Origin of the sequence: Delftia sp. 60 (assembly GCF_002754395.1) — a bacterium.
GTDB lineage: Bacteria > Pseudomonadota > Gammaproteobacteria > Burkholderiales > Burkholderiaceae_C > Comamonas > Comamonas acidovorans.
This window is the reverse complement of record NZ_PEFD01000001.1, coordinates 475370-494449: the sequence shown is the minus strand read 5'-3', so window position 1 is coordinate 494449 and position 19080 is coordinate 475370. Positions and strand designations below refer to the sequence as shown.

Below are 19080 nucleotides of genomic sequence, written 5' to 3'. Positions count from 1 at the left end.
ACCACCCAGGTGCGACCATTAAAGTCCACCCACTCTCGCGGCACCACAGTGCTGCACAAGAGGGGCCGAGGAGACAACTCGTACACAACCAGATCAACATTCATAAATAGCATCTCAAGATGCATTTCCCAGAGCGCCGGCAAGTCCGGCGCTTTTTTTATGCCTGCGGCCAGCCTGCTGCGGCACCTGGGCGGTGCGACAATCGCCGCCCTATGGAATGGATCATCGTCTCGCTGGCCTCGATGCTGGCCGGCTTCGTGGACGCCATCGTGGGCGGCGGGGGACTCATCTTGCTGCCCGCGCTGTTCGCCACCTTCCCCACCGCACCGCCCGCCACGCTGCTGGGCACCAACAAGAGCGCCTCGGTCTGGGGCACGGCCATGTCCACCTGGCAGTACGGCCGCAAGGTGCAGTTGCCCTGGCGCGCGATGATGCCCGCGGCCTGCGTGGGCATGGCGGGCTCTTTTGCGGGCGCCTGGGCCGTCACGCAGATCTCCCCCGATTTCCTGCGCCGGCTGCTGCCGCTGGTGCTGCTGGGCGTGCTGGTCTACACGCTGGCGCGCAAGGACATGGGCCGCCACCACACGCCGCACTATTCGGGCCGCGCCGAGACGCTGATCGCCTGCGCCATCGGCCTGGTGATTGGCTTCTACGACGGTTTCTTCGGCCCCGGCACGGGCAGCTTCTTCGTGTTCCTGTTCGTGCGGCTGATGGGCTATGACTTCCTGAACGCGTCGGCCTCGGCCAAGCTGCTGAACATGGCCACCAACCTGGCGGCGCTGGCGCTGTTCGCGCTCAAGGGCCATATCTGGTGGCACCTGGCCGTGCCCATGGCGGTGGCCAATGTGCTGGGCGCCATGCTGGGCACGCACATGGCCCTGCGCCATGGAACGGGCTTTGTGCGCGGCATTTTCATCGGCGTGGTGAGCCTGCTGATCCTCAAGACCGGCTACGACGCCTTCATCGCCTGAGCACGGGCCAGCGGCGTTCGCAACACCTGCCATCGGCGTTGGCGACGGCAACCTTCTATAATTGCCGACTTTTCGCCTTGAGCTGCGGCGGCTGGTGCATGTCGCACCCCTGCCAGCGGCCGTACCCGACCAGCCGACCAGCCGCAAAAAACCGGCCCCGCCGTCCATGGCCCATGCACTGATGCGTGCCTTGGCGCTTTCTTCATGCTGCGGCGCCGGGGTCAGGTCTTGAGCGACAGCCCAGGAGTTCCATGAAACGCTTTACCGTCATCGCCGCCGCCGCGCTGGCCCTGTGGACCGCCGCCGGCGTTCAGGCCCGCCCCTTCGACGCCATCCAGAAGGAAGGCACGCTTCGCCTGGCCACCGAGGGCTACTACGCGCCCTTCGCCCATTTCGAGGGCAAGCAGCTGACCGGCTTCGAAGTCGAGCTGGCCCAGATGATGGCCGCCAAGATGGGCGTGAAGTACGAGTGGAAGACCATCAGCTTCGACGCCCTGCTCACGGGCCTGCAGCAGGACCGCTGGGATCTGGTGATCTCCTCGCACGGCATCACGCCCGAGCGCGAGAAGGCCGTGACCTTCACCCAGCCCCACTACTGCTCTGGCGCCATCGTGATGTCGCTGGACCCGGCCATCCGCTCGGCCAAGGACCTGGCGGGCAAGACGGTGTCGGTGCAGACCGGCACCACCTATATGCAGTACATGGAGAAGAACCTGCCCGGCATCAAGCGCCTGGTCAACTTCCCCACCAACGAGGCCGCCCGCAATGCGCTGCTGTCCAAGCGGGTGGACGCCTGGGTGACCGAACGCTTCATCGCCAAGGAACTGCAGCAAAAGAACCCCAATGCCCAGCTCAAGCAGGGCGAGTTGCTGCTGGTCGAGCGCATTGCCGCCGCCGTGGCCAAGGACAACAAGTCGCTGGCCGATGCCTGGAACAAGGCCTTCAAGGAAGCCCTGGCCGACGGCAGCTACGCCAAGCTGTCGCAGAAATACTTCCACGAAGACATCCGCTGCCCTGACTGAGGCCCCGGGCAGATCTGCCCGACCGGCGCCCACTTGCAGGGCGCCTTTTTGTTTCTAGCCCACCTATGCTTACCGTCCTCTGGCCCGCCCACTGGAGCCGCTCGCAGCGCAGCAACGCCACCCTGGTCACGGCCCTGCTGCTGATGGTGCTCGTGGTTTCGCTGCTGGGGCAGTTGCTGTCCCTGCTGCCCGAGCCCATAGGCTCCAATGCCGACACCTTCGCCGAAGGCGCGCGCACCACGCTGTACCTGACGCTGGTCAGCGGCGCCGCCGGCCTGGTGCTGGGCATCGCCGCCGCGCTGGCGCGCACCTCGCGCACGGCCGCCCTGCGCTGGGCCGCGGGCTTCTACGTCTGGGCGATCCGCGGCACGCCGCTGCTGGTGCAGATCCTGTTCATCTACTTCGCGCTGCCGGTGCTGATCCCGGGCCTGAACCTGCCCGACTTCGCAGCCGCCTGCATTGCACTGGCGCTGAACGTGGGCGCCTACAACGCCGAAGCCGTGCGCGCCGGCCTGCAGGCCGTGCCGCGCGGCCAGGCCGAGGCCGCACGCGCCCTGGGCCTGCCGCGCATCTGCGTCTTCATGGACGTGGTGTTCCCGCAGGCCTTCAAGATCTCGCTGCCGCCGCTGGTGAGCAACTTCGTGGCCCTGCTCAAGGATTCGTCGCTGGCGTACGCCATCGGCGTGGTGGAGCTGACCAATGTGGGCAATCGCATCCAGTCGGCCACCTTCCAGCCCGTGGAGACCCTGGTCACCGTGGGCGTGACCTACCTGGTGCTGACCACGCTGGTGACCCAGGTCACGGCTGCCGTGGAGTACCGCTTCGACGTGGAGGGCCGCCACAAATGAGCGCCGACAAGCTGGCACGGGGCATGCCCTACATCGTGGCCGAGAAGGTCACCAAGTCCTTCGGCAGCCACCAGGTGCTCAAGGGCGTTTCCACGCAGTTCTGCACGGGCGAGGTGACGGTGATCATCGGCGCCTCGGGCTCGGGCAAGTCCACGCTGCTGCGCGCCATCAACCGGCTGGAGCCGCATGATGGCGGGCGCATCACCATCGACGGCGTCGAAGTCACCGACAACGAAGCCACGCTGCAAAAGCAGCGCTGCGAAGTGGGCATGGTGTTCCAGCAGTTCAACCTGTTCGGCCACATGACGGTGCTGGACAACGTGACCCTGGCGCCGCGCCGCATCCACAAAACGCCGCGCGCCCAGGCCAATGCCAAGGCCATGGCCCTGCTGGAGCGCGTGGGCATGCAGGCCCATGCCCACAAGTACCCGTGGCAGCTGTCGGGCGGCCAGCAGCAGCGCGTGGCCATTGCCCGCGCCCTGGCCATGGAGCCGCAGGTGATGCTGTTCGACGAGCCCACCAGCGCGCTGGACCCGGAGATGGTGCAGGAAGTGCTGGACGTGATGCGCGAGCTGGCACGCGGCGGCATGACCATGATCGTGGTCACCCACGAAATGGGCTTCGCCCGCGAGGTCGCCGACCGCGTGATGTTCTTCGACCAGGGCTGCATCGCCCACGAGGCGCCACCGGCCGAGTTCTTCGGCAACCCGGCCAGCGAGCGGATCGCGGCGTTCATCGGGCGCATGGGGCATTGAGGCCTGGGCCTGCGCACGCAGGCTGCTCAAGAAAACAAAGAGCCGGCAATGCCGGCTCTTTTGCTTTCTCAATCCTCCAGCTCGCCAGCAGACGGCGGCGGCAGCGCGGCAGCGCGGTTGGATGCCACGGGCACCGATGCCTCGGGCGGCTCGTAGCGCGGCAGGCCGGGCAGGTTCACGGTTTCTGCGTCCAGCGTGATTTCGGAGACGCGGCGCGGGGCGCCTATGGGCACGCCGGCCTGGCCCTTGCGCATGGCGGCCATGTCCTCCAGGCTGGGGTAGCGGCCCAGCAGCCAGTAGTCGAACACGCGGCGTGCCAGCGGCGCGGCAGCGGCGGCGCCAAAGCCGGCGTTCTCCACGATGACGGCGACGGCGATGGTGGGGTTGTCGGCCGGCGCGTAGGCGATGTACAGCGAGTGGTCGCGCTGGAACTCGGACAGGCGCGAGGCGTTGTACTTCTCGTTCTGGCGCACGCCCACGGCCTGGGCCGTGCCGGTCTTGCCGGTGGAGGTGTAGGGCGCGTTGCCGAAGATGCCGCGCGAGGTGCCCTCCACCGTCACGGCGGCCACGGCAGCGCGCACGGCTTCCACGTTCTCTGGCTTGTAGCCCATGCTGGTGCCGGGGTCCTTGTTGATGGCCGAGAACTGCTGCGTCACGGCATCGACACGTCCCACGGCCAGGTGGGGCCGGTGCTTGACGCCCTTGGCCGCCAGCGTGGACATGGCGTTGGCCAGCTGCAGGATGGTGAAGTTGTTGTAGCCCTGGCCGATGCCCAGCGAGATGGTCTCGCCCGCGTACCACTTCTTCTGCTCGGGCCGCTTGTAGGTGTTGCGCTTCCACTCGGTGCTGGGCAGCACGCCGCGCGCCTCGCCGCGCACGTCGATGCCGGTGATCTGGCCGAAGCCCAGCGGCTTCATGTAGTCGTGGATCATGTCCACGCCCATGTCGTTGGCCAGCATGTAGTAGTACACGTTGGACGACTTGATGATGGAGCGGCGCAGATTGGTCGGCCCGTTGGGGTGGCCCGAGCGGAAGGTGTGGCCGCCAAAGGTCCAGCTGCCGTTGTCCATGATGGTGGTGTCGGGGCGGCGCTTGCCCGACTCCAGCGCGGCAATCGCCATGAAGGGCTTGTAGGTGGAGCCTGGCGGATAGGTGCCGCGCAGCGCGCGGTTGAGCAGCGGGCGGTTGATGGATTCGTTGAGCGCGGTCCAGCTTTCCTGGTCGATGCCATCGACGAAGAGATTCAGGTCGAAGGTCGGGCGGCTGACCATGGCCAACAGCTCGCCGCTGCGCGGATCGATGGCCACCAGGGCGCCACGGCGGTCGCCGTACAGCTCCTCCACCATGCGCTGCAGCTTGATGTCCAGCGACAGCACCAGGCTGTCGCCGGGCGTGGCGGGGCGGCTGCCGAGCTTGCGCACGGCATGGCCGCCGGCCGAGGTTTCCATCTCTTCCCAGCCGGTCTGGCCGTGCAGGTCGGTTTCGTAGCTCTGCTCCACGCCCAGCTTGCCGATGACGTCGGTGCCCCGGTAGTTGGCGGCGTCGTCGGAGTCTTCCAGCGCCTCTTTCTCGCGCTGGTTGATGCGGCCTATGTAGCCGATGACGTGGCTGGCCGTGTCCTGCATGGGATAGGTGCGGAACAGCCGCGCCTTGATGTCCACGCCCGGGAAGCGGTAGCGCTGCGCGGCGAAGCGCGCGACCTCGTCATCGGTCAGGCGCGTGCGGATGGGCAGGGAGTCGAAGCTGCGGGAATCATCCACCAGGCGCTTGAACTTGCGGCGGTCGCGCGGCGTGATCTCGACGATCTCGGCCAGGCCGTCGATGGTCTCTTCAAGGTTGCCCGCGCGCGAGGGCATGATCTCCAGCGTATAGGCCGAGTAGTTGGTGGCCAGCACCACGCCGTTGCGGTCCAGGATCTGGCCCCGGTTGGGCACGATGGGCACCACGGCCGTGCGATTGCTTTCGGCGCGCTCTGCCAGCTCCTCATGGCGCTGCACCTGCAGCACCAGCAAGCGAGCCACCACCAGCCCGAAGGCCAGCAGCACCACCACGCTCATCACCCATGCGCGCAACCTGAATCGCTGCAGCTCGGCTTCTGTATTGCGGATTTCCATCACGCGTCAAGCCTCACAGGGGACGGTTCTCGTCACTGTCCGGCGGACGGCGCTGCGGCGCCAGCAGCAGGCCGCTGACCAGGGGCCACAGCAGGGCCTCGATCAGGGGAGCCACCACCACCAGCGGGCCGGGCACGATGCCGCCCGCCACCATGCGCAGCAGCACCTGCAGGCCGTGCACGACGGCGAACAGGGGCAGCAGGTGCAGCGCCTGCACGGGCGTGGAGAACCAGGACAGGCGCCGGCCCATGGCGCCAGCCGCGAACACCAGCAGCGCATAGGCCAGCGCATGCTGGCCCAGCAGGGAGGAGCGGTCCACATCCATGCACAGTCCCAGCAAAAGGCCACGCCCATGCCCACGCGCTGGGGCTGGTTCAGCGCCCAGAAGGCCAGCAGCACCATCAGCAGGTCGGGCTGCCAGGCCTGGCGGCCCAGCGGCAGCATGTTGAGTGCCAGCGCCGCCAGCAGGCTGACGACGATGAACAGGGGGTTGACCGGCAGCAGCAGCTGCTGGCCGCGCGGCATGATCATGCGGGCTCCTTCCTGGCGGAGGCGGGTGCGGCGGGAGCAGCGGGTGCGGCAGGCGTGGCCGGCGCATCTGTCTTGCCGGCCTTGCCGCCGTCCTTGGAGGCTTCCTTGCCCTTGCCGTCCTTGGCCTTGTCTTTTTCCTTGCCCTTGTCTTTTTCCTTGCCCTTGCCGGCGCGCAGGGGTTCTGCGGCGCCTTCCGCCTCGGGGTGGGTGGCGCGGTCCAGCGGCTTGAGCACCACCACGTGGCGCACGCCCTGCACGCGGCCCACGGGCTCGCAGTAGATGCGCGAGAAGGCCGAGTCGGCGCGGCGCTCCACCGAGACCACCTTGGCCACGGGCAGGCCCGGCGGGTACAGGCCATCGACGCCGCTGGTGGTCAGCAGGTCGCCTTCCTGGACATCGGCATTGCTGGGCATGAAGCGCAGCTCGATGCCGCCGGTGCGCAGCGGCGACGGATCGCCATAGGCCACGCTGCGCGCGCCGGTGCGCGGATTGAAGACGGGAATGGCCTGGTCGCGGTCGATGAGCAGGGTGACCTCGGCACGCAGCGGATACACGCGCGTGACCTGGCCGACCACGCCCTTTTCATCGAGCACGGGCGAGCCCTGGTCGATGCCATCCACCTGGCCGCGGTCGATGACCACGCGGCGCGTATAGAGGTCGGGGCTGTCGTAGACCACCTCGGCAGCGGTGCCTGGCGTGGTGAGGCGATCGCGCAGCTGCAGCAGCTCGCGCAGGTGGTCGTTTTCCTGGATCAGCTCGTCGGCCAGCGATGCACGCTGGGCCATGGCCACCAGTTCCTTGCGCGCGGCCTGTTCGCGGGCCTGGGCATCGTCCAGCGAGCCCAGGTAGCGGCTGGCGTCGTGCACGGCCTGCACCGGCTTGAGCATCACCCATTGCACGGGGTACAGCACGGTGGCCACGGCCACGCGCACGGGATCGGTGATCCTGAAACGCGCATCGGCCACCATCAGAAACAGCGCCAGGGCGCTGTACAGGGCCAGTTGCGAGACCCGCGAGGGCCGCCGCTTGAACAGCGAGGGCGCCGAGTGGTCCAGGGTATTGGGATTCATGCGGCCCTCCCGCGTGGCAGGGCCTGCCCTGCCGCACTTGCTGCAGCCTGGAAAGCACGGGCCGGTCCCGGTGCGAAGGAAGGCAGGGCAAGCATGCAGGTCACCACGGAAGGGGGAGAAAAGTCGTTGCAGTCAGACGGCTGCGGCCCCGGGCCCGCGACAACGGGCCCCGGCCTGCGCCGCATCAGTCGCTGGTGAAGATGCTGCCCTGGCGGTCCATGGTCTCCAGCGCCATGCCGCAGCCGCGCACCACGCAGGTCAGCGGCTCTTCGGCCACCAGCACGGGCAGGCCGGTTTCTTCGGCCAGCAGGCGGTCCAGGTCACGCAGCAGCGCGCCGCCGCCGGTGAGCATCATGCCGCGCTCGGCAATATCGGCGCCCAGCTCGGGCGGTGTCTGCTCCAGCGCGTTCTTGACGGCGCTGACGATCTGGTTGAGCGGATCCGTCAGGGCTTCCAGCACCTCGTTGGACGAGATGGTGAAGCTGCGCGGCACGCCTTCGGAGAGGTTGCGGCCCTTGACTTCCATCTCCTTGACTTCGGAGCCGGGGAAGGCCGAGCCGATGTTCTTCTTGATGGACTCGGCCGTGGGCTCGCCGATCAGCATGCCGTAGTTGCGGCGGATGTAGCTGATGATGGCTTCGTCGAACTTGTCGCCGCCCACGCGCACGGAGCCCTTGTAGACCATGCCGCCCAGCGAGATCACGCCGACTTCGGTGGTGCCGCCACCGATGTCCACCACCATGGAGCCCGAAGCCTCGGACACCGGCAGGCCGGCGCCGATGCCGGCAGCCATGGGTTCCTCGATCAGGTAGACGGAGGTGGCGCCTGCCGCCTCGGCCGCGTCCTTGATGGCGCGGCGCTCGACCTGGGTGGAGCCGCAGGGCACGCAGATGATGATGCGCGGGCTGGGCGTGAGCACCGAGCGCGGATGCACCATCTTGATGAACTGCTTGATCATCTGCTCCGTGATGACGAAGTCGGCAATCACGCCGTCCTTCATCGGGCGGATGGCCTCGATGTTGCCGGGCACCTTGCCCAGCATGGCCTTGGCCTCGCGGCCCACCGCCTGGATCACCTTCTTGCCGTGCGGCCCGCCTTCGTGGCGGATCGCGACAACGGAGGGTTCGTCCAGAACAATGCCCTTGTCGCGGGCGAAAATCAGGGTGTTGGCTGTGCCAAGATCAATGGCAAGGTCGGTGGAGAAATACCGACGGAAAGCTCCGAACATTACGAGAGTCCTCTCAGGCACGGCATGCTCGTCGGCCTGCCATCGCCGGGATGAAAGTTAGGGAGTCTGGATGGGGTTGGCTTTTCGCACAATGACCGGCTCGGAGAGGGTATTGCGGCAAAGCCGAGATAATACCGTATCCCCTGTGAATAACTTCTACTGCCGGGGCTTGAAATACGGGTTTACATCCCGTTGCCCCCTTCAAAAATCCTATGGCACTGAACGCACAAGACATCGCACGCATCGCGAACCTGGCACGACTTGAGCTCTCCTCCACCGAGAGTGAGCGCATGCTAGGCCAGCTCAATGATTTTTTCGGCATCGTGGAGAAGATGCAGGCTGTGGATACTTCAGGCGTCAGCCCGCTGTCACATCCGGTCGCCGCCATCCAGGACATTGCCCTGCGTCTTCGCGAGGACATTGCCAGCGAGCCCGACCAGCGCGACGCCAACCAGCGCAGCGCACCGGCCGTCGAGCGCGGCCTGTTCCTGGTCCCCAAGGTGATCGAGTAAGCGCCGCGCGCCCTCGTCACTGGCATCCGTCCCCGTTTTCCGCACCCCATACATGACCCAGCAAACCACTGATCTGCACACGCTCGGCGTGTCGGCCCTGTCGGCCCTGCTGCGCGAGCGCAAGCTCGGCGCCGTCGAAGCCGCCCAGCATTTCCTGGCCCGCGCCCAGGCGCACCAGAACCTGGGCGCCTTCGTCAGCATCGACGAAGAGGCCACCCTGGCCCAGGCCCGCGCTGCCGACGCCCTGATTGCCCAGGGCAAGGGCGGCCGCCTAGCTGGCGTGCCCATTGCGCACAAGGACATCTTCGTCACGCGCGACTTCCCGACCACGGCCTCCAGCAAGATGCTGGCCGGCTACCGCTCGCCCTTCGACGCCACCGTGGTGACGCGCCTGGCCGAGGCCGGCGCCGTGACGCTGGGCAAGCTCAACTGCGATGAATTCGCCATGGGCTCGGCCAACGAGAACTCGGCCATCGCGCCCGTGGGCTTCGACGCCCCCGCGCCCGTGCGCAACCCCTGGAACACGGATCGCGTGCCCGGCGGCTCCTCGGGCGGCTCGGCCGTGGCCGTGGCCGCCGGCCTGGCGCCCGCCGTCACCGGCACCGACACGGGCGGCTCCATCCGCCAGCCCGCATCGTTTTGCGGCATCACGGGCATCAAGCCCACCTATGGCCGCGCCAGCCGCTACGGCATGATCGCCTTCGCCTCCAGCCTGGACCAGGCCGGTCCCATGGGCAAGAGCGCCGAGGACTGCGCCCTGCTGCTGTCCGAGATGTGCGGCCCCGACCTGGACCGCGACTCCACCAGCCTGGACGTGCCCGCCGAGGACTTCACGGCCCGCCTGAACGACGGCATCGAAGGCCTGCGCATCGGCATCCCCGCCGAGTTCTTCGGCGAAGGCCTGTCGGCCGACGTGCGCGCCGCCGTGGATGGCGCCCTCAAGGAATACGAGAAGCTGGGCGCCCGCCTGGTGCCGATCTCGCTGCCGCGCACCGAGCTGTCGATTCCCGTGTACTACATCCTGGCCCCGGCCGAGGCATCGTCCAACCTCTCGCGCTTCGACGGCGTGAAGTTCGGCCACCGCGCCAAGGACTACACGGACCTGGTGGACATGTACAAGAAGACCCGTGCCGAAGGCTTCGGCGACGAGGTCAAGCGCCGCATCATGATCGGCGCCTATGTGCTGTCCGAGGGCTACTACGACGCCTACTACCTGCAGGCGCAGAAGATCCGCCGCATGATCGCCGACGACTTCCAGGCCGCCTTCCAGCAGTGCGACGTGATCGCCGGCCCCGCCGCGCCCACCGTGGCCTGGCAGCTGGGCGGAAAGAGCGACCCGCTGGCCAACTACCTGGCCGACATCTTCACGCTGCCCGCATCGCTGGCCGGCCTGCCCGGCATGAGCGTGCCCGCTGGCTTTGGCGAGGCCGGCATGCCCGTGGGCCTGCAGCTGATCGGCAACTACTTCAAGGAAGGCCAGTTGCTCAACGCCGCCCACCGCTTCCAGCAGGCCACCGACTTCCACCTTCAAGCTCCGAAGGGCATCTGATACCCCATGACCGCGAAACTCATCCAGGGCTATGAAGTCGTCATCGGCTTCGAGACCCACGCCCAGCTGGCCACCCAGTCCAAGATCTTCAGCCGCGCCAGCACCGCCTTCGGCGCCGAGCCCAACACCCAGGCCTGCGCCGTGGACATGGCGCTGCCCGGCACGCTGCCGGTGATGAACAAAAAGGCCGTCGAGTGCGCCATCCGGCTCGGCCTGGCGCTGGGCTCGCACATTGCGCCGCGCAGCATCTTCGCGCGCAAGAACTACTTCTACCCCGACCTGCCCAAGGGCTACCAGATCTCGCAGTTCGAGATTCCCGTGGTCCAGGGCGGCGAAGTGTCCTTCTTCCTCGGCGACGAGAAGAAGACCATCCGCCTGGTGCGCGCCCACCTGGAGGAAGACGCCGGCAAGTCGCTGCACGAGGACTTCATCGGCCAGTCGGGCATCGATCTGAACCGCGCCGGCACGCCGCTGCTGGAGATCGTGACCGAGCCCGACATCCGCAGCACGGAAGAAGCCGTGGCCTACGCCAAGACGCTGCACCAGATCGTGACCTGGATCGGTATCTGCGACGGCAACATGCAGGAAGGGAGCTTCCGCTGCGACGCCAACGTCTCCGTGCGCAAGCCCGGCCAGCCGCTGGGCACGCGCCGCGAGATCAAGAACCTCAACAGCTTCAAGAACATGCAGCTGGCCATCGACTACGAGATCCGCTGGCAGATCGAGGAAATCGAGGACGGCCGCCGCATCCAGCAGGCCACCGTGCTGTTCGACCCCGACACGGGCGAGACGCGCTCCATGCGCACCAAGGAAGACGCGGCCGACTACCGCTACTTCCCCGACCCGGACCTGCCGCCGCTGGTGGTCGCGCCCGAGTGGGTGGAACAGGTCAGGGCCGACATGCCCGAGCTGCCGCGCGCCATGGCCGCGCGCTTTGTCGAGCAGTACGCCCTGCCCGAGTACGACGCCACCACGCTGACGCAAAGCCAGGCCATGGCCGCCTACTTCGAGGACACGGCCCGGGCCTGCAATGCGCCCAAGCTGGCCAGCAACTGGATCATGGGCGAGATCTCGCGCCGCCTGAACACCGAGGAAATCGGCATGGAGGCCGCCAAGGTCTCCAGCGCCCAGCTGGCAGCGCTGATCCAGCGCATCGGCGACGGCACCATCTCCAACAACGCCGCCAAGCAGGTCTTCGAGGCGCTGTGGAGCGGTGAAGGCAGCGATGTCGATGCCATCATCGAGGCCAAGGGCCTCAAGCAGATGAACGACACGGGCGCCATGGAGAAGATCATCGACGAGGTGATCGCCGCCAACCCGGCCAACGTGGAGCAGTACCGCGCAGGCAAGGACAAGGCCTTCAACGCCCTGGTCGGCCAGGTCATGAAGGCTTCCAAGGGCAAGGCCAACCCGGCGCAGGTCAACGAGCTGCTCAAGGCCAAGCTGGCCTGACCGGCCGCAGCGGGCGCCCCCACGCGCTCCGGGGGGCGCCTGCCTCAATCCACCGAGGCGCCCGACTGCCGCACGGCCTGGCCCCACTGCGTGATCTCGGAGGCCACGAAGGCATCCATCTCGCGGGGCGTGGTGGGCGCAGCCTCCGATCCCCGGTCGCTGATGAACTTGCGCATCTCGGGGCTGCGCAGGATGGCCACGGCCTCGCGGTTGAGCCGGTCTATCACTTCCTGCGGCGTGCCCCTGGGCGCCATCAGGCCCAGCCAGCCCACGGCCTCGAAGCCCCGGAACTCGGGCAGGCCCGATTCGGCAATGGCCGGCACCTCGGGCAGCTGGCTGGAGCGGGCGCTGGACGTCACGCCCAGCGGCACCGCCTTGCCCGCCTGGATATTGGGCAGGGCGGCCGTCACCGAATCCACCATCAGCGGCACCTGGCCGCCCACGAAGTCCGCCTGCGCGGGGCCGCTGCCCTTGTAGGGGATGTGCTCTATCTGTATCTTGGCGCGCGCCTTGACCATCTCGGCGCTCAGGTGCTGGGTGCCGCCGATGCCGGCGCTGGCGTAGTTCCAGCGGCCCGGCTCGGCACGCGCCTTGGCCACCAGATCTTTCATGGATTGGATGCCCGCACCCGGGTGCGCCAGGAACACCAGCGGCACCTTGGCGATCAGCGTGATGCCCACCAGGTCGGTGCGCGGGTCGAAATTCACCTTCTTGTACAGCGTCTGGTTCACGGCCATGGCACTGCCGGCCACGAGCAGCGTGTAGCCGTCGGCCGGGCTGCGCACCACCTGCTCGCTGCCGATGTTGCTGCCGGCCCCGGCCTTGTTCTCCACCACCAGCGGCTGGCCCAGCTTCTGGGCGAGCTTTTCGGCCAGCGCGCGCGCAAAGATGTCCGTGGCCTGCCCGGGCGGGAAGGGCACGACCAGGCGGATGGGCTTGTCGGGATAGGCGGCGCTGGCCGGCATGGCCAAGGCGGCGGCCGCGCAGGCTGCGGCGGCCAGAATGATCTGCTTCATGGTGTCGTTGTCTCCTGCGGGCCAGTTTAGCGGCGACATGCCCGCTGCACCCGCACGCCGCTGTCCCGCAGCCAACAGCGCACCAGACCATCTGCCGGAACAATCGACGCACACCACAGGAGACTCCATGACCGCCAGCACCGACCGCCTGCACATCCCCGGCCTGCCCTGGGCCGACTCCCCTGAAACCGTGGGCCTGGGCAGCGCACGCCTGGCACGCCTGTCGGCCCGGCTGCAGCGCGGCGTGGACACCGGCGAGATCCCGGGCGCCGTGGCCCTGGTGGCACGGCGCGGCAAGCTGGCCTACCTGGAGAGCTTCGGCCTGCTGGACCCCGAGGCCGGCACGGCCATGCGGCCCGATGCCATCTTCCGCATCGCCTCCATGAGCAAGCCCATCACCTCGCTGGCCATCATGATGCTGGCCGAGCAGGGGCGGCTGTCCATCATCGAGCCTGTGGAGCAGTACCTGCCCGAGCTGGCCGCGCTGCGCGTGGGCCTGGAGCGCGCGCCGCTGGCGCGGCCCATCACGCTGCAGGACCTGCTGCGCCACACCTCCGGCATTCCCTATGGATTCGCCGGCACCGAACACCCCGTCAAGAAGATGTACCTGGATGCGGGCCTGTTCAGCGGCAAGTTCACCAATGCGCAGTTCATCACCAGGCTCGCGCAGCTGCCGCTGGTGGCCCAGCCCGGCGAGACCTGGGAATACGGCATGTCCACCGACGTGCTGGGCCGCGTGGTCGAGGTGGTCAGCGGCCAGACGCTGGCCGCCTTCGTGCGCGAGCACATCACCGGACCGCTGGGCATGGCCGACACGGGCTTTCATGCGCCCGACAGCGAGATCGCACGGGCCGCAAGGCCCCAGCCTGAAGGGCCGCAGAAACAGATGCCGCCCATCCCCCCGGTCACGCGCGCCATGATGTTCGAGTCGGGCGGCGGCGGCATGGTCTCGACCATGGCCGACTATGCGCGGCTGTGCCTGTTCTGGTGCAACGGCGGCACGCTAGACGGCGTGCGCCTGGTCTCTCGCAAGACCGTGGAGCTGATGACCACCAACCACCTGCCCGCCAGCGTGCGCATGGGGCCGGACATGGCGTACTTCGGCGCCCAGCTGCCCTCGCCCGAGGTGGGCCAGGGCTTCGGCCTGGGCTTTGCGGTGCGCACGGCGCCCGGCCTCAACCCGCTGCCGGGCAGCGTGGGCGACTTTTCATGGAGCGGCATCTACGGCACCTTCTTCTGGGTGGATCCGAAGGAGGATTTGTTCGCCATCCTCATGATGCAGTCCATGGCCCAGCGCATTCCCTACCGCTGGGTGATGCGCGAGGGCGTGTACCAGTCCGTGGTGGACTGAATCTTCCAGGTTTGCACCAAGGCAGTGCAAAGCCCATGCTGCCAGCAAGAGCGGCGTCCCTTCCTAAAATGACGCGCTTTTGCAGCCCTGCCCCGGGGCCGCGCAGGCAAAGACAAAAAGACAACAAGGCCATGGGCTGGAACAGAAAAGCATGGGGGCCGGTGGTGCCACGCCCCGCGCCTGCGGACATGTGGCGCGTGGCCATGGGCTCCATCGTGGGCATGGGGCTGGCCACGGCCCTGGTCTGGCTGGCGCATGCGGGCACCTGGGATCTTCCCCTGCGCCTGTTCGCGCCGCTGGGTGCCACGGCCGTGCTGCTGTTCGCCGTGCCCACCAGCCCGCTGGCCCAGCCCTGGTCCTGCGTGGTGGGCAATACGGTGTCAGCGCTCTGGGCCCTGTTCGTGCTGCAGTGGTGCCCGCCCCAGCTGGCCCCTGCGCTGGCCGTAGGTGGCGCCATAGGCTGCATGCTGCTGACGCGCTCGCTGCACCCGCCAGGTGGCGCCATGGCCCTGCTGACGGTGCTCAACGCCAAGGCCTCGCTGGCCGCCGGCTGGATGCTGCCCTTCCTGCCCGTGGGCGCGCTGACACTGGGGCTGGTCCTGGCGGCCACGGCGCTCCACCGCGCCACGGGCCGGCGCTATCCGCACCATGCCGACACGGCGCCCAAGGCCGCGCCCGCCGATGCTGCCCACCGCCATGCCTCGCGCCTGGGCCTGTCCCATGCCGATCTGGAGGGGCTGCTGCTGCGCTTCGGCCAGGAAAACAACCTGGAAGCCGATGACCTGGCCGAGCTGCTGGCCGCCGCCGAGGAAACCGCCATCGAGCACCGGCTGGGCGGCGTGCGCTGCGCCCAGCTGATGACGCGCCATCCCGTGAGCTGCTCCATGGACGACGACGTGCACGCCGTGGCCGCACGCTTTCGCGCGCACCCGGCCAAGAGCCTGCCGGTGCTGGACGCCGATGGCGGCCTGGCCGGCACGGTCTCCCGTGCCGAGCTGTACGAGTGGCTGTGGATGAGCCCCGTGCGCCCGGCCGAATCTGCGGCAAAACCTTCTTTGTTGAACTGGCTGGGCCAGCGCCTGCCCGGCAAGACCCGGGCCGCGCCCCGCCTGTCGGAGCTGCCCCAGCTGGTTCATGCGCCTGAACTCAGCGTGGACGAAGACACGCCCGTGGGCCAGTTGCTGGACGCCCTGGCCCGGAACAGCGTGCCCTGCATTCCCGTGATGCGCGAAGGCCGTCTGACCGGCCTGATCACGCGCACGGATCTGATGCGGCTGCTGCTGCAGCCGGGCAGATAGGGCGCCCCGGCAATGCGCCAGTTTCAGGAAGTGCGCCCAAGCGCAGCATCCTGAAACCTGGCCATCAGAACAGCACGCGGCAGCGGATGGTGCCCGGAACCTGGGTCAGCTTTTCCACGGCCAGGCCCGAGGACTGGGCCGCCAGGTCGATCACCACATAGCCCACCTTCTCGTCGGTGCGCAGGTACTGGCCGGCGATGTTGATGCCGTTCTCGGCAAACACCTGGTTGATGGCCGACAGCACGCCGGGCTGGTTGTGGTGCACGTGCAGGATGCGGTTCTGGCCGGGGTGGGCGGGCAGGGCCACTTCGGGGAAGTTCACCGCCGAGGTGGTGGTGCCGTTGTCGCTGTACTTGACCAGCTTCTCGGCCACTTCCAGGCCAATGTTGGCCTGGGCTTCCATGGTGGAGCCGCCCACGTGCGGGGTCAGGATGACGTTGTCCAGGCCGCGCAGGGGCGAGACGAATTCATCCTTGTTGCTGCGCGGCTCGGTGGGGAACACGTCGATGGCGGCGCCCAGCAGCTTGCCGGCCTTCAGGGCCTCGGCCAGCGGCTCGATTTCCACCACGGTGCCGCGCGAGGCATTGATCAGGATGGCGCCGGGCTTCATGGCCGCGATTTCCTTGGCGCCGATCATCCACTGGGTGGAAGGCAGCTCGGGCACGTGCAGGGTGACGATGTCGCTGCCGGCCAGCAGATCGGCCAGCGATGCGGCCTGGCGCGCATTGCCCAGCGGCAGCTTGGTGGACACGTCATGGAAGAGCACCTGCATGCCCACCGACTCGGCCATCACCGACAGCTGGGTGCCGATGGAGCCGTAGCCCACGATGCCCAGCGTCTTGCCGCGGATTTCGTAGGAATTCTCGGCGCTCTTGAGCCAGCCGCCGCGGTGGGCGGAGGCGTTCTTGGCGGGCACGCCGCGCAGCAGCAGGATGGCCTCGGCCAGCACCAGTTCGGCCACCGAGCGCGTGTTGGAGTAAGGCGCGTTGAAGACCACCACGCCGCGCTCGCGCGCCGCGTCCAGGTCCACCTGGTTGGTGCCGATGCAAAAGCAGCCCACGGCCACGAGCTTTTGCGCGGCGGCAAACACGTCGGCCGTCAGCTGCGTGCGCGAACGGATGCCGACGAAGTGCACGTCGGCGATCTTGCGCTTGAGCTCCTCGCCTTCCAGCGCGCCCGTCACGGTCTCCACATTGGTGTAGCCCGCGTTGCGCAGCACTTCGAGTGCGGAAGGATGGATGCCTTCGAGCAGCAGGAACTTGATCTTCGATTTATCCAGCGACGTTTTGGTCATGGGCGAGCCCTCTCTAGTCAGTCAGAAATCAGAGCGAGCATTACAGCGGATTCGGGAAGCCGCTACAGCCGGTAGGCCCAAAGCCTGCGCGCCCGCAAGCGGGAGAACCATGCGCCCTGCGGCCATGAACGCCCCGCCATCCGGCAGGCGCTCATTGCAGGACGGTGCATGCCACGGGAGCACATGCACACTTCGAGATTGGCGCGAAATGTAAAACATTGAGAACCGGTGCGCCCGTGCGCGGCAGCCTTCCTAGAATTCGCGCGTCTGTGTCCGGCGCTTTCAAATCAATAGCAACAGAACAGGCCTGCAGGCGGGCCGGACACGCCCTTGTTTTACGAACCAACCGAGGATTCCGATGATTACAAACATGCTGCGCAGGATCGAGGACCTGCTGGTGCAGGTGGTGCGCGTGGTGCTGCTGGTGTTCTCCCTGCTCGTGCTGGTGGGCATGGCACTGTGGACCTGGGAAAGCTTCAGGCCCGGCAAGGCCGAGGCGCCCCAGGCCGTGGCCCAGGAATTGAACTGGAAGGACGCCAGGCCCGACCTGCAGTTCGTCGTGGACGAAACCAGCCGCGACCTGGGCGCGGGCGGCGGCGAACCCGCCATGGAAAAGCGTCTGGCCGATCCGGCGCTGCGCCCCGCCTTCCAGAAGGCCGACGCACTGGTGCGCGCCTACGTGAACAAGGATCCTGCGCGGCGCGAGCGCACCGAGCGGGACAACCAGGCCCGGGGCCTGGCACCGCTGCACCCGCTGCTGCAAGGCGACGTCCTGCCGTCCGAGGCCGAGGTGCAGCGCCGCATCCAGGAACGCGGGCAGCGCGAAGGCGATGCCGGGGCCGTGGATGCGGCGGCCGACGCAGCGGCTGCCGATGCAGCGGCTGCCGCAGCCGCCTCCACCGACGAGGAAGACGGCTGGATGGTCGAGCCCGTGGATACCGCCGCCGCCATCCACGAGCGCGCCCAGGCCGCCGAGCTGGAACACGGCAAGGGCGCCTATGCGGCCTATGTGCAGGGCCTGCCCGCCGCGCTGGAGCAGGTCTTCGGCAATGCCGCCCTGGAGCCGCGGCTGCAGGCGCAGACGGCCCAGCAGATCCTGTCCACGGTGCTGCTGAACTACACGCTGTCCCTGGACAATGCGGCGCGCGCGCTGCGCGGCGAGGACAGCCACGGCAGCAGCTCCTGGAAGGAGCGCTTCGGCGCCGTGGAGACGGCCTTCTGGAGCATGCTGATGTCATTCCTCGTGCTGGTGGTGATGGTGCTGGTCTTCATCCGCATGGAGCGCCACCTGCGCGTTATCAGCCAGCAGCATGGCCAGGCACCGCGCCAGCCCTGAGGCCTTGCGCTATCGTTGCCGCTTTCCTTTCTGCTTGCCGCCTACCCGCATGACACGCAACACCACCACCCCCATCCATCCCCAGTTCCTGGGCCGCATGTCGCCGCGCGCCTTCAGGCCCGAGGCACTGAGCCAGGCCCAGATCGAGCAACTGGCCGACGCCGCGCGCTGGGCGCCTTCGGCCAGCAACAAGCAGCCCTGGCACTTTGCCTATGCGCTGCGCGGCGATGCGAACTGGCAGGCCTTCAGCACCATTCCCAACGAGTTCAACCGCCGCTGGTGCCTGGAGGCGGGCGCGCTGATCGTGCTGATGTCCGACCGCCAGGCCTCGCCCGGCAAGCACAGCTTCGACGCGGGCTGCGCCTGGGGCTACCTGGCGCTGGAAGCCCACGCCATGGGCTTGGCCACGCACGCCATGGGCGGCTTCTCGGCCGACGCCGCCCGCGAGGTGCTGCGCCTGCCCGAGCACCTGGAGCCCGAGGTGGTGATCGCCGTGGGCTGGCGTGGCGATGCGGCCACCCTGCCCGATGATCTGCGCGAGCGCGAGGTGCCCTCGCCCCGCAAGCCGCTGGCCGAAGTGCTGAGCGCCGGCCCCGTGGCCACGGGCGGCTGACGGCGGGTTCCAAGTCCTACGCCGCTTTGCGGGGATGCCCCGGATGGCCGCTCCAGGCCCCGGGGCTACACTGGCCCACAGGCCTGCGGCGCAGCAGGCGTCCATGACCCCAAGGAGTTG

The 19080-nt window shown here is 67.9% G+C and carries 16 protein-coding genes and 1 pseudogene; 11 read left to right on the top strand and 6 right to left on the bottom strand.

All coding sequences use genetic code 11. The features are described from left to right. Positions 1-212: 212 nt before the first annotated feature. The 4 genes from CLV01_RS02225 to CLV01_RS02210 all read left to right on the top strand — a co-directional run bounded on the left by CLV01_RS02225 (position 213) and on the right by CLV01_RS02210 (position 3596). Positions 213-971, top strand: a complete 759-nt coding sequence (locus CLV01_RS02225; RefSeq protein ID WP_013800226.1) for a sulfite exporter TauE/SafE family protein — start codon at positions 213-215, stop codon at positions 969-971. Between the two features lie 251 nt (positions 972-1222). After that, on the top strand, positions 1223-1993 hold the full coding sequence (locus CLV01_RS02220; RefSeq protein ID WP_013800225.1) for an ABC transporter substrate-binding protein: 771 nt from the start codon (positions 1223-1225) through the stop codon (positions 1991-1993). Positions 1994-2058: 65 nt separating this feature from the next. Next, positions 2059-2841, top strand: coding sequence for an amino acid ABC transporter permease (locus CLV01_RS02215; RefSeq protein ID WP_012202298.1), 783 nt, complete (start codon positions 2059-2061; stop codon positions 2839-2841). Continuing rightward, positions 2838-3596, top strand: a complete 759-nt coding sequence (locus CLV01_RS02210) for an amino acid ABC transporter ATP-binding protein (RefSeq protein ID WP_012202297.1) — start codon at positions 2838-2840, stop codon at positions 3594-3596. Before CLV01_RS02215 ends, CLV01_RS02210 begins: the two co-directional genes overlap by 4 nt. Before the next feature lie 68 nt (positions 3597-3664). Here CLV01_RS02210 and mrdA read toward each other — a convergent pair whose 3' ends face one another. From mrdA to CLV01_RS02190, 4 genes and pseudogenes are all read right to left on the bottom strand, one after another. Next, on the bottom strand, positions 3665-5710 hold the full coding sequence (mrdA, locus tag CLV01_RS02205) for a penicillin-binding protein 2 (RefSeq protein WP_097204528.1): 2046 nt from the start codon (positions 5708-5710) through the stop codon (positions 3665-3667). A gap of 13 nt (positions 5711-5723) precedes the next feature. After that, positions 5724-6241 (bottom strand): annotated as a pseudogene (gene mreD / locus CLV01_RS02200) (rod shape-determining protein MreD). After that, positions 6238-7311, bottom strand: a complete 1074-nt coding sequence (gene mreC, locus CLV01_RS02195) for a rod shape-determining protein MreC (protein ID WP_043821860.1) — start codon at positions 7309-7311, stop codon at positions 6238-6240. Before mreC ends, mreD begins: the two are co-directional and overlap by 4 nt. Before the next feature lie 184 nt (positions 7312-7495). Further along, positions 7496-8539, bottom strand: a complete 1044-nt coding sequence (locus CLV01_RS02190; RefSeq protein ID WP_012202293.1) for a rod shape-determining protein — start codon at positions 8537-8539, stop codon at positions 7496-7498. 212 nt (positions 8540-8751) lie between these two features. Here CLV01_RS02190 and gatC point away from each other — a divergent pair, with 212 nt between their 5' ends. From gatC to gatB, 3 genes are read left to right on the top strand one after another with little or no spacing between them, the layout of a single operon-like run. Beyond that, a complete protein-coding gene (gene gatC, locus CLV01_RS02185; RefSeq protein ID WP_012202292.1) occupies positions 8752-9051 on the top strand; it encodes an Asp-tRNA(Asn)/Glu-tRNA(Gln) amidotransferase subunit GatC in 300 nt (99 codons plus the stop codon). Between the two features lie 52 nt (positions 9052-9103). Next, entirely contained in the window at positions 9104-10600 is a 1497-nt protein-coding gene (gatA, locus tag CLV01_RS02180; RefSeq protein ID WP_013800221.1) for an Asp-tRNA(Asn)/Glu-tRNA(Gln) amidotransferase subunit GatA, read from the top strand. A gap of 6 nt (positions 10601-10606) precedes the next feature. Further along, entirely contained in the window at positions 10607-12052 is a 1446-nt protein-coding gene (gene gatB / locus CLV01_RS02175; protein WP_012202290.1) for an Asp-tRNA(Asn)/Glu-tRNA(Gln) amidotransferase subunit GatB, read from the top strand. A gap of 44 nt (positions 12053-12096) precedes the next feature. Here gatB and CLV01_RS02170 read toward each other — a convergent pair whose 3' ends face one another. Beyond that, positions 12097-13068 (bottom strand): tripartite tricarboxylate transporter substrate binding protein, encoded by a 972-nt coding sequence (locus tag CLV01_RS02170; protein WP_099732467.1) that lies wholly within the window; start codon positions 13066-13068, stop codon positions 12097-12099. A 127-nt stretch (positions 13069-13195) separates the two neighbouring features. Here CLV01_RS02170 and CLV01_RS02165 point away from each other — a divergent pair, with 127 nt between their 5' ends. Continuing rightward, on the top strand, positions 13196-14419 hold the full coding sequence (locus CLV01_RS02165) for a serine hydrolase domain-containing protein (RefSeq protein ID WP_012202288.1): 1224 nt from the start codon (positions 13196-13198) through the stop codon (positions 14417-14419). A gap of 161 nt (positions 14420-14580) precedes the next feature. After that, positions 14581-15717 carry an HPP family protein gene (locus CLV01_RS02160; protein WP_257221173.1) on the top strand — a complete coding sequence of 379 codons (1137 nt, stop codon included), beginning with the start codon at positions 14581-14583 and terminating at the stop codon, positions 15715-15717. Between the two features lie 64 nt (positions 15718-15781). On the opposite strand, the gene serA is transcribed toward CLV01_RS02160, so the two are convergent. Beyond that, a complete protein-coding gene (serA, locus tag CLV01_RS02155) occupies positions 15782-17011 on the bottom strand; it encodes a phosphoglycerate dehydrogenase (RefSeq protein ID WP_012202286.1) in 1230 nt (409 codons plus the stop codon). 358 nt (positions 17012-17369) lie between these two features. Between serA and CLV01_RS02150 the strand changes: the two genes are divergently transcribed. Both CLV01_RS02150 and CLV01_RS02145 read left to right on the top strand, forming a co-directional pair. Next, positions 17370-18347: a hypothetical protein gene (locus tag CLV01_RS02150; RefSeq protein WP_099732469.1), complete on the top strand. Its 978-nt coding sequence runs from the start codon at positions 17370-17372 to the stop codon at positions 18345-18347. A gap of 49 nt (positions 18348-18396) precedes the next feature. Next, positions 18397-18960: a nitroreductase family protein gene (locus CLV01_RS02145; RefSeq protein ID WP_013800216.1), complete on the top strand. Its 564-nt coding sequence runs from the start codon at positions 18397-18399 to the stop codon at positions 18958-18960. Positions 18961-19080 lie beyond the last annotated feature (120 nt).

What these genes read in the sequence shown, in the direction of transcription:
- CLV01_RS02225 (WP_013800226.1), top strand. Translation starts at nt 213, where the DNA reads ATGGAATGGATCATCGTCTCGCTGGCCTCGATGCTGGCCGGCTTCGTG.
- CLV01_RS02145 (WP_013800216.1), top strand. Translation starts at nt 18,397, where the DNA reads ATGACACGCAACACCACCACCCCCATCCATCCCCAGTTCCTGGGCCGC.
- CLV01_RS02210 (WP_012202297.1), top strand. Translation starts at nt 2,838, where the DNA reads ATGAGCGCCGACAAGCTGGCACGGGGCATGCCCTACATCGTGGCCGAG.
- gatC (WP_012202292.1), top strand. Translation starts at nt 8,752, where the DNA reads ATGGCACTGAACGCACAAGACATCGCACGCATCGCGAACCTGGCACGA.
- mreC (WP_043821860.1), bottom strand. Translation starts at nt 7,311, where the DNA reads ATGAATCCCAATACCCTGGACCACTCGGCGCCCTCGCTGTTCAAGCGG.
- CLV01_RS02220 (WP_013800225.1), top strand. Translation starts at nt 1,223, where the DNA reads ATGAAACGCTTTACCGTCATCGCCGCCGCCGCGCTGGCCCTGTGGACC.
- CLV01_RS02170 (WP_099732467.1), bottom strand. Translation starts at nt 13,068, where the DNA reads ATGAAGCAGATCATTCTGGCCGCCGCAGCCTGCGCGGCCGCCGCCTTG.
- gatB (WP_012202290.1), top strand. Translation starts at nt 10,607, where the DNA reads ATGACCGCGAAACTCATCCAGGGCTATGAAGTCGTCATCGGCTTCGAG.
- CLV01_RS02190 (WP_012202293.1), bottom strand. Translation starts at nt 8,539, where the DNA reads ATGTTCGGAGCTTTCCGTCGGTATTTCTCCACCGACCTTGCCATTGAT.
- serA (WP_012202286.1), bottom strand. Translation starts at nt 17,011, where the DNA reads ATGACCAAAACGTCGCTGGATAAATCGAAGATCAAGTTCCTGCTGCTC.
- CLV01_RS02165 (WP_012202288.1), top strand. Translation starts at nt 13,196, where the DNA reads ATGACCGCCAGCACCGACCGCCTGCACATCCCCGGCCTGCCCTGGGCC.
- gatA (WP_013800221.1), top strand. Translation starts at nt 9,104, where the DNA reads ATGACCCAGCAAACCACTGATCTGCACACGCTCGGCGTGTCGGCCCTG.
- mrdA (WP_097204528.1), bottom strand. Translation starts at nt 5,710, where the DNA reads ATGGAAATCCGCAATACAGAAGCCGAGCTGCAGCGATTCAGGTTGCGC.
- CLV01_RS02150 (WP_099732469.1), top strand. Translation starts at nt 17,370, where the DNA reads ATGATTACAAACATGCTGCGCAGGATCGAGGACCTGCTGGTGCAGGTG.
- CLV01_RS02215 (WP_012202298.1), top strand. Translation starts at nt 2,059, where the DNA reads ATGCTTACCGTCCTCTGGCCCGCCCACTGGAGCCGCTCGCAGCGCAGC.